Genomic DNA, 12,843 nt, shown 5'->3' with positions numbered 1-12,843 from the left:
AGAAGTCAGCCCCAAGGAGACCGAACCGTGAAGAGCGCCGTGGAGACCCTGAACCCGACCCGGGTTCGGCTCACTGTTGAGGTGCCCTTCGAGGAGCTCAAGGACAGCCTCGACGCGGCCTACAAGAAGATCAACCAGCAGGTCACGGTGAAGGGCTTCCGCAAGGGCAAGATCCCGGCCCGAGTCATCGACCAGCGGTTCGGCCGCGGCGCAGTCCTCGAAGAGGCCGTCAACGACGCGCTCCCGAAGTTCTACACCGAGGCCGTGAACGAGGCCGAGCTCAACGTCCTGGGCCAGCCCGAGGTGGACATCACCGAGCTGAAGGACAACGAGACCCTCAACTTCACCGCTGAGGTCGACATCCGTCCCGCGATCGAGATCCCGGACTACTCCGGCATCGAGGTCGAGGTCGACGCGGTCGAGGTCAGCGACGAGGACGTCGAGAAGGCCGTCGAGGAGCTCCGTGAGCGCTTCGCGTCCACCTCGCCGGTCGAGCGTGCCGCCGAGGACGGCGACGTCGTGACGATCGACCTGGAGGCCAAGGTCGACGGCGAGGTCCTGGAGGACGGCGTCGCGTCCGGCGTCTCCTACACGATCGGCTCCGGCGAGCTCCTCGAGGGCATCGACGACGCCGTGAAGGGCCTGGAGGCCGGTGGCGAGGCCACCTTCACCTCCGAGCTCAAGGGCGGCTCGGCCGCGGGCAAGGAGTCCGAGGTGACCGTCAAGGTCACCCAGGTCGCCGCCCGTGAGCTGCCGGAGCTCGACGACGACTTCGCGCAGCTCGCGTCGGAGTTCGACACCCTCGACGAGGTCAAGGCGGACAGCCGCAAGCGCCTCGAGAACATGAAGCAGTACGACCAGGCCACGCAGGCCCAGGAGCGCGTCCTGGAGAAGCTGCTCGAGCTGGTCGAGGTCCCGGTCCCCGAGAAGCTCCTCGCGGACGAGATCGAGACCCGCAAGCACAACCTGGTGAACCACCAGCTCGGCCAGATGGGCCTCGACCTCGCGAAGTACCTGGAGATCCAGGGCAAGACCGAGGAAGAGTTCGACGCCGAGACCAAGGAGCAGGCAGAGAAGGGCATCAAGACGCAGTTCGTCCTCGACGAGCTCGTCAACAAGGAGAAGCTGAACGTGAACCAGGAGGAGCTCACCGAGCACCTCATGCGTCGCGCGCAGTCCTCCGGCATGTCCCCCGACCAGTTCGCCCAGGCCGTCGTCGAAGGCGGCCAGGTCCCGATGCTGGTCGGCGAGGTCGCCCGCGGCAAGGCCCTCGCGGTCGTCGTGGAGGCCGCGACGGTCAAGGACACGAACGGCGAGGTCGTGGACCTCGACGACGAGGACGAGACCGCCGAGACGGTCGAGGCCTCCTCCGAGGAGCCGGCCGAGGCTGCCGCCGAGGAGAAGACCGAGGCGTGACCGCTGCGCTCGGCTGAAGCACGACGGGCCCCCGGAACTCGGTTCCGGGGGCCCGTGTCGTGCCCCGTAGGGGCGCGGGGAACTGCGCGGGCAACCACGTATCAGCCGCGCTCGCCGCGGGGCGAACCGCGGCAGACGCGACTGCGGCCGGCCCTGCGGGGGCTGAGCACGCAGTTCCCCGCGCCCCTTCGGGGCACTCCCCGGCAGCTGACGAGGCGCCCCCGCCAGAACCTGCGCTCACAGCGAACAGTCCCCTTTGCGGGATTCCCCGGACGGGGCTGAGCGTTAGGGTCCATGAATACGAGGGCAGGGGAGTCCCCGAAGCCGCCCCGGAGCGGCGAGCACGCGGGGTCCCAAGCCTCAGAAGAAGACGTGAGACGGCCCGGCGCCGTCGTAAGACGAGCAGGTGGATACGTGACGAATCTGATGCCCTCCGCCGCCGGCGACCCCTCCATCGGTGGTGGCCTCGGCGACCAGGTCTACAACCGGCTGCTCGGCGAGCGGATCATCTTCCTCGGCCAGGCCGTGGACGACGACATCGCCAACAAGATCACAGCGCAGTTGCTGCTCCTTGCCGCAGAGCCGGACAAGGACATCTTCCTTTACATCAACAGCCCCGGTGGATCCATCACGGCGGGCATGGCGATCTACGACACCATGCAGTACATCCAGAACGACGTGGTGACGATCGCGATGGGCATGGCGGCCTCGATGGGCCAGTTCCTGCTCAGCGCCGGCACCCCCGGCAAGCGCTTCGCGCTGCCGAACGCCGAGATCCTGATCCACCAGCCCTCCGCCGGACTCGCGGGCTCCGCGTCGGACATCAAGATCCACGCCGAGCGCCTTCTCCTCACGAAGAAGAAGATGGCCGAGCTCACCGCGTTCCACACGGGTCAGACCGTCGAGCAGGTCACCCGCGACTCGGACCGCGACCGCTGGTTCGACCCGCAGGAGGCCAAGGAGTACGGCCTCATCGACGACATCATGCCCAACGCGGCCAGCATGCCGGGCGGCGGCGGCACCGGAGCCTGAGCCTCACCGCTCAGCCCTTCCGAAGCCGACCGAAGCCCACGCTCCTCAGGAGACCTACAGAGATGAAGAACTTCCCCGGCAGCGGCCTCTACGAGGGCGCCCAGGCCGAGTACACCGGCCCGAGCGCCGAGTCCCGCTACGTCATCCCGCGCTTCGTCGAGCGCACCTCGCAGGGCGTGCGTGAGTACGACCCGTACGCGAAGCTCTTCGAGGAGCGCGTGATCTTCCTCGGCGTGCAGATCGACGACGCGTCGGCCAACGACGTCATGGCGCAGCTCCTGTGCCTGGAGTCGATGGACCCGGACCGTGACATCTCGATCTACATCAACAGCCCCGGCGGCTCCTTCACGGCGCTCACGGCCATCTACGACACGATGCAGTTCGTGAAGCCCGACGTGCAGACGGTCTGCATGGGCCAGGCCGCGTCCGCCGCCGCCGTGCTCCTCGCGGCCGGTACGCCGGGCAAGCGCATGGCGCTCCCGAACGCGCGCGTGCTGATCCACCAGCCCTACAGCGAGACGGGCCGCGGTCAGGTCTCCGACCTGGAGATCGCCGCGAACGAGATCCTCCGGATGCGCTCGCAGCTGGAGGAGATGCTGGCCAAGCACTCCACGACGCCGATCGAGAAGATCCGCGACGACATCGAGCGCGACAAGATCCTCACTGCCGAGGACGCCCTGTCGTACGGCTTGGTCGACCAGATCATCTCCACCCGGAAGATGAACAACTCCTCGGTCGTCTGACGCAGGGCTGTAGCATCTGCCGTTCCTTGGCACGGTCCACGTCAAAGTGAACCGTGCCAAGGGGGGCCCGAACGGGGGGCCAGGCAAGGTACCGTCGGATATGAGGCACCAGGAGCCGCTGAACGTGGCGTCTCCCAGGCGAAGGGGAAGCACCTCGTGGCACGCATCGGTGACGGCGGCGATCTGCTCAAGTGCTCGTTCTGCGGGAAGAGTCAGAAGCAGGTCAAGAAGCTCATCGCAGGTCCCGGTGTGTACATCTGCGATGAGTGCATCGACCTCTGCAACGAGATCATCGAGGAAGAGCTCGCGGAGACGAGCGAGGTGCGGTGGGAGGAACTCCCCAAGCCTCGCGAGATCTACGAATTCCTCGAGGGGTATGTCGTGGGCCAGGAGCCCGCGAAGAAAGCCCTCTCGGTGGCGGTCTACAACCACTACAAGCGGGTCCAGGCCGGTGAGACCGGCGGCGCGCAGGGCCGTGACGACGCGATCGAACTCGCCAAGTCCAACATCCTGCTGCTCGGCCCGACCGGTTCCGGCAAGACGCTGCTCGCGCAGACGCTCGCGCGCATGCTGAACGTCCCGTTCGCCATCGCCGACGCGACGGCGCTCACGGAGGCGGGCTATGTCGGCGAGGACGTCGAGAACATCCTCCTGAAGCTCATCCAGGCCGCTGACTACGACGTCAAGAAGGCCGAGACGGGCATCATCTACATCGACGAGATCGACAAGGTCGCCCGCAAGAGCGAGAACCCCTCGATCACGCGCGATGTCTCGGGAGAAGGCGTCCAGCAGGCCCTGCTGAAGATCCTGGAGGGCACCACGGCCTCCGTTCCGCCGCAGGGCGGCCGTAAGCACCCGCACCAGGAGTTCATCCAGATCGACACGACGAACGTGCTCTTCATCGTGGGCGGCGCGTTCGCCGGCCTCGAGAAGATCATCGAGTCGCGGGCGGGCGCGAAGGGCATCGGCTTCGGCGCCACGATCCACTCCAAGCGCGAGCTTCAGGAGAAGGACCGGTTCGAGGACATCATGCCGGAGGACCTGGTGAAGTTCGGGATGATCCCGGAGTTCATCGGCCGCCTCCCCGTGATCACCTCGGTCCACAACCTGGACCGCGAGGCTCTGCTCCAGATCCTGGTGGAGCCGCGCAACGCGCTCGTCAAGCAGTACCAGCGGCTCTTCGAACTCGACGGCGTGGAGCTGGACTTCGAGCGCGAGGCCCTGGAGGCCATCGCCGATCAGGCGATCCTGCGCCAGACCGGCGCGCGTGGTCTGCGCGCCATCATGGAGGAAGTCCTCCAGTCGGTGATGTACGAGGTCCCGTCCCGCAAGGACGTGGCCCGCGTGGTCATCACGGCGGACGTCGTCCACTCGAACGTGAACCCGACCCTGGTGCCGCGTGACGCGCGGGGCTCCGGGACGGGCGAGATGAAGTCCGCTTAGCTTCAGGGCTCACATGAAAGGGGCGCCCGGCGATTCGATCGCCGGGCGCCCCTCTCACATTCCCGTACCGCCTACTTGACCTCGACGCGCACGTCGTCCCGCAGGTTGGTCACCAGGCTGGCGACGTTCTCCAGCTTGATGTCCGCGCCGCTGGCCGTCGCCGCGACATCGGAGTAAGCGGCGTACGCGACCGTGCTGTGGTCGCCCCAGACGCACATCGGCGTCTTGAAGCTGTTCGGGACGCCCTCGTCGCCGGCGCCGGTCTCACCCATCTTGAACTCGGCCTGCTGGCACTTCATGACGCCGTTCTCGAAGCCGTCCGGGGTGAATTCCTCGGGGCTGCCGATGAGCTGGATGCTCCCGGGCTCCTCGGTGGACTTCTTCTCCATCTCGGCGAACATGGCGTCGACGACCTTCTCCGGGTCGTCGATCTCGCCGTACACGCCGGAGTAGTTGAGGGACTTCATGGCCGAGCCCTCGCCGTAGTTGTACGCGGCGAAGACGTCCTTGGGGTTGCTGACGCCCTGCTGCTCCAGGTCCTTGAGGTCGCTGGAGGTCATGCCGCCACCGCCGCCGGAGTCGGCCTTCTTGTACTCGCCGCCGAGGATGGACGCGGGCGTCGTCAGCTTGTACGTCTTGCCGTCGTCGGCGACGGAGCCGCCGTCCTTGCCCGCGGTGAACCACCAGACACCGGCACCGATCACGGCGACCGCGACGACCGCGGCGACGATGATCCCGGCCTTCTTGCCGCCACCGCTCGACGGGGGCTGCCCGTAAGGAGCGTGCGGCTGCTGCCCGTAGGGGCCTTGGGGATGCTGGGGGTAGCCGTATCCGGGCTGTGGCGCGGGCGGCTGCTGAGGGCCGCCGTAGGGCGCCTGCTGGCCATAGGGTCCGGGCTGCTGCGGCGGCTGACCGCCGTACGGGCCCGGCTGGTTGTAACTCATTACGTGGGTTCCCCTCCGCGTACTTGATGTGGCCCGGACATCTTGGCTGATGGAGGCGGGGAGGCAGAGCACGGGTCTGCTTCGGGGCGTGATCTACTCATGCATGACCACGTCAACCGTCGTTACTGGCGGCTGGCAGAACAAGCACTGATGGGGAACAGAATGAAGTCGCTCAACGTGAAGCGAGTAGTGGTGGCGGCAAGTATGGTCGCGGCGGCGGCGGTTGTGCCGGTGGTGACGGCAACTCCTGCGTCGGCCAATCCGGTTGAGTGCATGAACTACCTGGAGCGCTTCGACTACAACGTCGGCCCGAAGGCGAGGTTGGCCTGCAAGAACGGGGACTCCGGCAGCTCGGTTATTCGGCAATCGTGCCCCATCAGCCTTGTGACGATGGGCGTCAAGAGCAATGTCGCCGCCACCGCGTGCCGTGCGGCGGCAGCCTAGGCATTGCGTCCGTAGGCTCGCGCCTGGAGGGGGCCGCACGCCCCTCTCCAGAGCGTGCGGTCACTCCTAGAGCTTGACGCGGACTTCCCCGCGGAACTTGGCCGTTGTCTCCGCGGCTTCGTCGAGGTCGGCGGCCTTGCCCGCCAGTGCGGTCGCCGCGTCCACGTTCACTAGGAAGCCGATGGTGCTGTCATCGCCCCAGACGCAGGTCGCCGTGGACATCTCGCTCGGCGCCCCGCTGGCGCCGGTCGTGCCGCCGGAACTGCCTAGATCGACCTTCATTTCCTGGCACTTGAGGACAGCGCCGTTCAGTCCGGCAGGCTTGTACTCCTTGGGCTGGCCAACCAGGGTGACGTCCTCTGAGCTGCCGTTCTTGGCGTCCTTCTCCATCTCCGAGAACAGCGCGTCGACGACGGTCTCAGGGGCCTCGATGTCGCCGTAGACGCCGCCGAAGTTCAGAGCCTTCACCGCCAAGGGGTTGCTCTCGTCCCCGGATTGCTAGGCGGCCTGGACATCCTTAGCGTTCTTGACGCCGTACTTCTCGGCCTCCGCGAGGTCGCCGGATGCCATGCCGCCACCAGCGCCGTTGCTCCCCGAGCTGTCTTCCTTCTTGTACTTGGTGAGGACGGTCGCCGGCGTCGTCAACTTGTGTGGGCCGTCGTCCTCGATCCCGGAGCCGCCGTCCGCCACGGACGAGGAGCCGCCCTTCTTGCCGTCGCTTTTGTCGTCGTCACCGCCCGCGAGGAAGAAGTAGCCGCCGACCGCTGCGGCAGCGACCACGGCCACGGCGCCGATTATCAAGCCGGTCTTCTTGCCGCCGCCCTGCGGGGGCGGAGGCGGCGGGACCTGCCCGTAGGGAGCCTGCTGGCCGTAAGGAGCCTGGGGCTGCTGGCCGTACGGGCCGGGCTGCTGCCCAGGTACGCCCTGCGGGGCCTGCGGCGGGTAGCCGTAGCCGGGCTGGGGTGCCTGCGGCTGCTGGCCGTAAGGACCGGGCTGCTGGGGCGGCTGGCCGCCGTACGGGCCTGGCTGGTTGTAGCTCATGACGTGGGTTCCCCCGTGAGTGTGCTGATGTGATGCCGACATCCTGACGGAAGCAGCCCCGGCCGAAGTGACCGGGGCTGCTGTGCGCGCGGAGGCGCCCTCAGGGCGTCACGACTTGACGCGTACTTCCTTGCGGAGCTTGGACGTGGTGTCCGCGGCGTCCTCCAGCGAGGCGCTCTTGCCGGTCATGGCGGACGCCATGTCGACCGGGATCACGACGCCGAGCGTGCTGTTGTCGCCCCAGATGCAGACCGGCATGCGGATCGACTTGGGGCCGGAGCTGCCGCCCTTGATCTCCGTCTCCTGGCACTTGAGGACCGCGCCGTCGCCGTTGAAGCTCTTGGGGCTGCCGATCAGCTCGCCCGTGTCGGTCTTCTCGTTCACCGACTCCTTCTTCATCTTGGCGAACATCCCGTCGACCACCTTGGACGGGTTGTCGATCTCTCCGTAGACACCCATGAACTTGATCATCTTCTGTGCCAGCGGGTTGCTCTTGTCGCCCGACTGGTACTCCGCGTCCACGGGCGTGCCGTTCTTGACGCCGTCCTTCTCGGCTTCCTTCATGTCATCGTCGTCGAAGCCGTCGCTGGTCCCGGCCTTCTTCTTGTACTCGGAGAGCACCGTCTCGGGCGTGACCAGCTTGTGCGCGCCGTCGTCCGCGACCGCGGAGTTGCCCGCCGACGACGAGCTGTCGTCCTTGCCCGCCGTGAACCACCAGACGCCGCCGCCGATCGCCACGAGCGCGACGACCGCGCCGATGATGATCCCGGTCTTCTTCCCGCTGCCGCCACCCGCGGGCGGAGGCGGTGGGACCTGCCCGTACGGGCCGCCCGGCTGGTTGTGGTCGTACGGCCCCGGCTGCTGCGGCTGGCTGTAGCCGCCCTGCTGCGGGGGGACGCCCTGGGGCGGCTGCTGGGGGTAGCCGTAGCCGGGCTGGGGAGCCTGCGGCTGCTGGCCGTAGGGTCCAGGCTGGCCCGGCTGCTGCCCGTAAGGACCGGGCTGCTGGGGCTGCTGCCCGCCGTACGGGCCAGGCTGGTTGTAGCTCATCGCGTGGGTTCCCCTCCGAACGCTTATGTGATGCCGACATCCTGACCGAAGGCGAAGCCCCGTGGGGCGCACGGCCGCAACCGTTACTCAAGAATCCGGTTTCGGGACGGGTCTGTGACACCTCTAAACTGGCCCGGTGACCGAGAACACTCAGCAGCAGAATCCAGCGCCCACCACCGAACTGCCGACCCAGTACGCGCCGGCCGAGGTAGAGGGGACGCTGTATGAGCGCTGGGTAGAACGTGGCTACTTCTCCGCCGACGCGGCGAGTGAGAAGCCCCCGTACACCGTCGTCATCCCGCCGCCGAACGTCACCGGCTCCCTGCACCTCGGGCACGCCTTCGAGCACACGCTCATCGACGCCCTCACGCGCCGCAAGCGCATGCAGGGCTTCGAGACGCTGTGGCAGCCGGGCATGGACCACGCCGGCATCGCCACGCAGAACGTCGTGGAGCGCGAGCTCGCCAAGGAGGGCAAGTCCCGCCACGACCTGGGGCGCGAGGAGTTCATCGAGCGCGTCTGGAAGTGGAAGGGCGAGTCCGGCGGCCAGATCTCGGGGCAGATGCGCCGCCTCGGCGACGGCGTCGACTGGGACCGTGAGCGCTTCACGATGGACGAGGGCCTCTCCCAGTCCGTCCAGACGATCTTCAAGAAGCTCTACGACGACGAGCTGATCTACCGCGCCGAGCGCATCATCAACTGGTGCCCGCGCTGCCTGACCGCGATCTCCGACATCGAGGTCGAGTACCAGGACGACGACGGCGAGCTGGTGTCGATGAAGTACGGGGAGGGGGACGAGACCATCGTCGTCGCCACCACCCGTGCCGAGACGATGCTCGGTGACACCGCCGTCGCGGTCCACCCCGAGGACGAGCGGTACAAGCACCTGGTCGGCAAGCAGATCAAGCTGCCGCTGACCGACCGTACGATCCCCGTCGTCGCCGACGAGCACGTCGACCCCGAGTTCGGCACCGGCGCCGTCAAGGTGACGCCGGCGCACGACCCGAACGACTTCGAGATCGGCCAGCGCCACGACCTGCCGAACATCGCGGTGATGGACGAGCACGCCGTTATCACTGTTGCCGGTCCCTTCCAGGGGCTCGACCGTCTTGAGGCCCGCTCCGCCATCGTCGGCGCCCTGCGCGCCGAGGGCCGCATCGTCGCCGAGAAGCGTCCGTACACCCACTCCGTCGGCCACTGCTCGCGCTGCAAGACCACCATCGAGCCGCGCCTGTCGATGCAGTGGTGGGTCAAGGTCGGCCCGCTCGCCAAGGCCGCGGGTGACGCCGTCCGCGACGGCGAGGTCAAGATCCACCCGCAGGAGATGGAGAAGCGCTACTTCGACTGGGTCGACAACCTCCACGACTGGTGCATCTCGCGCCAGCTGTGGTGGGGCCACCGGATTCCGGTCTGGTACGGCCCGAACGGCGAGGTTCTCTGCGTCGGGCCCGACGACGAGGTGCCCACGGGTGAGGGCTGGACCCAGGACTCCGACGTCCTGGACACGTGGTTCTCGTCCGGCCTGTGGCCGTTCTCCACGCTCGGCTGGCCCGAGGAGACCGAGAGCCTCGCGAAGTTCTATCCGAACTCCGTCCTGGTCACCGGCTACGACATCCTGTTCTTCTGGGTCGCCCGGATGATGATGTTCGGTCTGTACGCGATGGACGGCACCCCGCCGTTCCACACGATCGTGCTGCACGGCATGGTCCGCGACCAGTTCGGCAAGAAGATGTCGAAGTCCTTCGGCAACGCGGTCAACCCGCTCGACTGGATGGACAAGTACGGCTCGGACGCCGTCCGCTTCACGCTGGCCCGCGGCGCCAACCCCGGCGTCGACGTGCCGATCGGCGAGGACTGGGTCCAGGGCTCGCGCAACTTCGCCAACAAGATCTGGAACGCCACGCGCTTCGCGCTGATGAACGGCGCCACGATCGAGGGCGAACTCCCGCCCGCCGAGCAGCTTTCGGCGACGGACCGCTGGATCCTGTCCCGGCTGAACGCGACGGTCGCCGAGGTCGACGCGCTCTACGACGACTACCAGTTCGCCAAGCTGTCGGATGCCCTCTTCCACTTCGCGTGGGACGAGGTCTTCGACTGGTACGTCGAGCTGTCCAAGACCACGTTCATGGGCGGCGGCGACGCGGCGAAGGTCTCGGGCCGCGTCCTTGGCGAGGTCCTCGACGTGACGCTGCGCCTTCTGCACCCGATCGTCCCGTTCGTCACGGAGACGCTCTGGACGACCCTCACCGGCCGCGAGTCCCTCGTGATCGCCGAGTGGCCGTCCGACAGCGGCTTCCGTGACCGCGGCGCCGAGCAGGAGATCGAGACGCTCCAGCAGGTCATCACCGAGGTCCGCCGCTTCCGCGCCGACCAGGGGCTCCAGCCGGGCCAGAAGGTCCCGGCCCGCCTCTCCCTGGACGGCACGGCGCTCGCCCCGCACGAGGCGGCCATCCGTCAGCTCCTGCGGCTCCAGCCGGAGGGCGAGGGCTTCGCGGCCACCGCCACGCTGCCGGTCTCGGGCGCCACGGTCGCGCTCGACCTGTCGGGCACGATCGACGTCGCGGCGGAGCGCAAGCGCCTCGCCAAGGACCTCGCCGCCGCCGAGAAGGAGAAGGCGCAGGCCACGGCGAAGCTGGGCAACGAGGCGTTCCTGGCTAAGGCGCCGGACAACGTGGTCGACAAGATCCGTGGCCGCCTCACCAAGGCGGACGCCGACATCGCCCGCCTGCAGGCCCAGCTGGACGGGCTGCCGCAGGGCTAGTCACGCGGACTGCCACCCGATCAGGCAGTGGAGACAGGGCTCATGGGACCGTACGGTTCCGTGAGCCCTGTCCCGTTGTCGGGGATGTCCTCGGGGATGTCCTCGGGGATGTGCAGCCCGAGGCGCACCAGCTCCGCCTCGGCGAGCGCGTCGATGACGTCGGGGTCGCCGCCACGCCAGCCCTCGGCGAGGCTGCCCGCGGTGGCGTCGGGGAGCTCGTGTGCGGTCCGCGCGACCTCGTCGAGCGGGCGCAGCAGGGCGCGCAGGGCGAGCAGTTCACGGCCGTCGTCGCTCGCGGCGAGCTCGTGGGCGGCCGCGGCCTGCCGGATCCAGCGCAGGCGGCGGGGGAGCCAGCTGTTGAGCACCAGACCCACGGGCACGAGGAAGACGACGACGGCGCCCACGATCACCGCCGCGCGTACGGTCACCGGGTCCCCGGCTCCGGCCACGTCCGCGGCGACGCGCAGCACGGAGTCGACGCGATCACCGACCAGGGGCAGGCGCGAGGGGTCGCCGATGGGCGGTGCCGGGGTCTCCGGTGCGGGACGGGTGAGCAGACAGGCCAGCCGGTAGGCGACGACGGCGGCGGCGGTCCACAGCGCGGTCCAGAGCAGGACCGCGCCGTCACCGAGCAGTTGGCGAGTCCGTCGGCCGGGATTCTGGGCATACCACATGGTGTGATTTGACCCCCGGTGGCAGGCTTTCGGGGACCGCCACGCCGGGTGACGTCGACGTGTCACACTTCACGAAATAAAGGTCATAAGTCTGATGATTCGGGCAGAAAGACCTTGGGTGATGGAGGACATGCACGACCAGCCCGTCGCCCAGGCGATCCGCGGGGCGACGGCCGCGGGCCGCCGTCTGGCCGGGCGCTGGTCGCGTGCGCCCCGGGCCCTCGACGCTCTCACCGCGGGCAGCTGCCTGGCCCTGATGAGCCTGGACATCCCCGGCCTCGCCGAGGCGGACAACGCCCTCAACGGCCCCCTCGCGGCCCTGGTCCTCACCTGCGGCGCCGCGTCCCTGCTGGTGCGCCGCGGCGCGCCCTGGGTGACGTACGCGGTGGCTCTCGTGTTCATCGGCTGGCTGCACGAACTGACCCTCGCCCAGTTCGCGCTGTACTCCCTGGGCCGGTACCGCGGCCGTCTCGCCGGTACGTTCGGCGTGATCGGGTACGTGGCCTTCGCGTACGTGATGTTCACCCTCCCCGGCTGGCCGGTGCACCGCGGGGACACCCTTGGCTCCTTCCTCGGCCTGGTCGTGCCGATCGGCGTGCTCGCCGCGGGGGTCGGGGTCGCGGCCAACCGCCAGGACCTGGTGCGGGCGCTCCAGGCGCAGCGGGCCGAGACGGACGCGTTGCACGCGGTCCAGCAGGAGCGGGCCCGTATCGCGCGGGACGTGCACGACTTCGTGGGCCGTGAGCTGACCCTGCTGAGCGTGCGCTCGCAGGTGCTCGCGCGGCGGGCGGCCACGGGCGGTGACTTCGAGGACGGCTTCGAGGAGTTGTCGGAGACGGCGCGTTCGGCGCACCGCATGCTGAACGAGATCATCGTGCGGCGCGGTGTGGACGGTGCCCCCACGCCCGGGCTCGACGCGCTCGGCGAGCTCGCCGAGCGCAGTGAGCGGGCGGGGACGCCGGTCGATCTCCTGATCGACGGGGCCGCGTACCGGCTTTCGCCGATCCGCCAGGCCGCCGTGCACCGGGTGGTGCAGGAGTGCCTGACGAACGCGGCGAAGCATGCGCCGGGGGAGCGGGTGGATGTGCGGGTACGGGTCGCCGGCGGGCACCTGCGGGTCAGCGTGCGCAACGCGTTGCCCGGCGCCGGGCCTTCCTTCCCGCCCGTCTCCGCAGGGACCGGTACCGCCGGGATGGCCGAGCGGGTCCACACGATGGGCGGCACCTTCTCGGCGGGCCCCTGCGGGGGGCTCTACGCGGTCCTCGCGACGCTGCCCGCGGGGGACTTGGCCTGAGGGT

Annotated in this window: 10 protein-coding genes and 1 pseudogene; 7 read left to right on the top strand and 4 right to left on the bottom strand. The window is 68.6% G+C overall.

The genetic code is table 11. From position 1 onward, the window contains the following. Positions 1–27 precede the first annotated feature (27 nt). From tig to clpX, 4 genes are all read left to right on the top strand, one after another. Positions 28–1,416 carry a trigger factor gene (tig, locus tag ACWFRU_RS03635; protein ID WP_453684225.1) on the top strand — a complete coding sequence of 463 codons (1,389 nt, stop codon included), beginning with the start codon at positions 28–30 and terminating at the stop codon, positions 1,414–1,416. A gap of 426 nt (positions 1,417–1,842) precedes the next feature. Beyond that, the gene (locus tag ACWFRU_RS03630) at positions 1,843–2,448 is read left to right on the top strand and encodes an ATP-dependent Clp protease proteolytic subunit (protein WP_190080566.1); all 606 of its coding nucleotides are present in this window, start codon (positions 1,843–1,845) and stop codon (positions 2,446–2,448) included. 62 nt (positions 2,449–2,510) lie between these two features. Continuing rightward, a complete protein-coding gene (locus ACWFRU_RS03625; RefSeq protein ID WP_453684224.1) occupies positions 2,511–3,191 on the top strand; it encodes an ATP-dependent Clp protease proteolytic subunit in 681 nt (226 codons plus the stop codon). Positions 3,192–3,347: 156 nt separating this feature from the next. Further along, positions 3,348–4,634 carry an ATP-dependent Clp protease ATP-binding subunit ClpX gene (gene clpX, locus ACWFRU_RS03620; protein WP_453684223.1) on the top strand — a complete coding sequence of 429 codons (1,287 nt, stop codon included), beginning with the start codon at positions 3,348–3,350 and terminating at the stop codon, positions 4,632–4,634. Between the two features lie 71 nt (positions 4,635–4,705). Here clpX and ACWFRU_RS03615 read toward each other — a convergent pair whose 3' ends face one another. Then, complete coding sequence (locus ACWFRU_RS03615) at positions 4,706–5,578, bottom strand: hypothetical protein (RefSeq protein ID WP_453684221.1); 873 nt, start codon at positions 5,576–5,578, stop codon at positions 4,706–4,708. A 99-nt stretch (positions 5,579–5,677) separates the two neighbouring features. Here ACWFRU_RS03615 and ACWFRU_RS03610 point away from each other — a divergent pair, with 99 nt between their 5' ends. Beyond that, the gene (locus ACWFRU_RS03610; protein WP_453684219.1) at positions 5,678–6,022 is read left to right on the top strand and encodes a hypothetical protein; all 345 of its coding nucleotides are present in this window, start codon (positions 5,678–5,680) and stop codon (positions 6,020–6,022) included. 66 nt (positions 6,023–6,088) lie between these two features. Here the strand turns inward: ACWFRU_RS03610 and ACWFRU_RS03605 are convergent. Further along, positions 6,089–7,063, bottom strand: a pseudogene (locus ACWFRU_RS03605) (hypothetical protein). A gap of 108 nt (positions 7,064–7,171) precedes the next feature. Further along, the gene (locus tag ACWFRU_RS03600; protein ID WP_453684218.1) at positions 7,172–8,110 is read right to left on the bottom strand and encodes a hypothetical protein; all 939 of its coding nucleotides are present in this window, start codon (positions 8,108–8,110) and stop codon (positions 7,172–7,174) included. Between the two features lie 136 nt (positions 8,111–8,246). On the opposite strand from ACWFRU_RS03600, the gene ACWFRU_RS03595 reads away from it, so the two are divergent. Further along, complete coding sequence (locus tag ACWFRU_RS03595) at positions 8,247–10,871, top strand: valine--tRNA ligase (RefSeq protein ID WP_453684216.1); 2,625 nt, start codon at positions 8,247–8,249, stop codon at positions 10,869–10,871. A 20-nt stretch (positions 10,872–10,891) separates the two neighbouring features. Here the strand turns inward: ACWFRU_RS03595 and ACWFRU_RS03590 are convergent, their stop codons facing one another. Beyond that, positions 10,892–11,545 (bottom strand): hypothetical protein, encoded by a 654-nt coding sequence (locus ACWFRU_RS03590; RefSeq protein ID WP_453684214.1) that lies wholly within the window; start codon positions 11,543–11,545, stop codon positions 10,892–10,894. A 130-nt stretch (positions 11,546–11,675) separates the two neighbouring features. Here ACWFRU_RS03590 and ACWFRU_RS03585 point away from each other — a divergent pair, with 130 nt between their 5' ends. Further along, the gene (locus tag ACWFRU_RS03585; RefSeq protein ID WP_453684212.1) at positions 11,676–12,839 is read left to right on the top strand and encodes a sensor histidine kinase; all 1,164 of its coding nucleotides are present in this window, start codon (positions 11,676–11,678) and stop codon (positions 12,837–12,839) included. Positions 12,840–12,843 lie beyond the last annotated feature (4 nt).

Source organism: Streptomyces sp. NPDC055099 (genome assembly GCF_053607685.1).
Note: the sequence above shows the minus strand (reverse complement) of the source record. Positions and strands in the feature narration are given on the sequence as shown.

Coding starts and splice junctions, on each gene's coding strand:
- ACWFRU_RS03630 (WP_190080566.1), top strand. CDS start 1,843: ATGCCCTCCGCCGCCGGCGACCCCTCCATCGGTGGTGGCCTCGGCGAC.
- ACWFRU_RS03615 (WP_453684221.1), bottom strand. CDS start 5,578: ATGAGTTACAACCAGCCGGGCCCGTACGGCGGTCAGCCGCCGCAGCAG.
- ACWFRU_RS03585 (WP_453684212.1), top strand. CDS start 11,676: ATGCACGACCAGCCCGTCGCCCAGGCGATCCGCGGGGCGACGGCCGCG.
- ACWFRU_RS03625 (WP_453684224.1), top strand. CDS start 2,511: ATGAAGAACTTCCCCGGCAGCGGCCTCTACGAGGGCGCCCAGGCCGAG.
- ACWFRU_RS03590 (WP_453684214.1), bottom strand. CDS start 11,545: ATGTGGTATGCCCAGAATCCCGGCCGACGGACTCGCCAACTGCTCGGT.
- ACWFRU_RS03610 (WP_453684219.1), top strand. CDS start 5,678: ATGCATGACCACGTCAACCGTCGTTACTGGCGGCTGGCAGAACAAGCA.
- ACWFRU_RS03600 (WP_453684218.1), bottom strand. CDS start 8,110: ATGAGCTACAACCAGCCTGGCCCGTACGGCGGGCAGCAGCCCCAGCAG.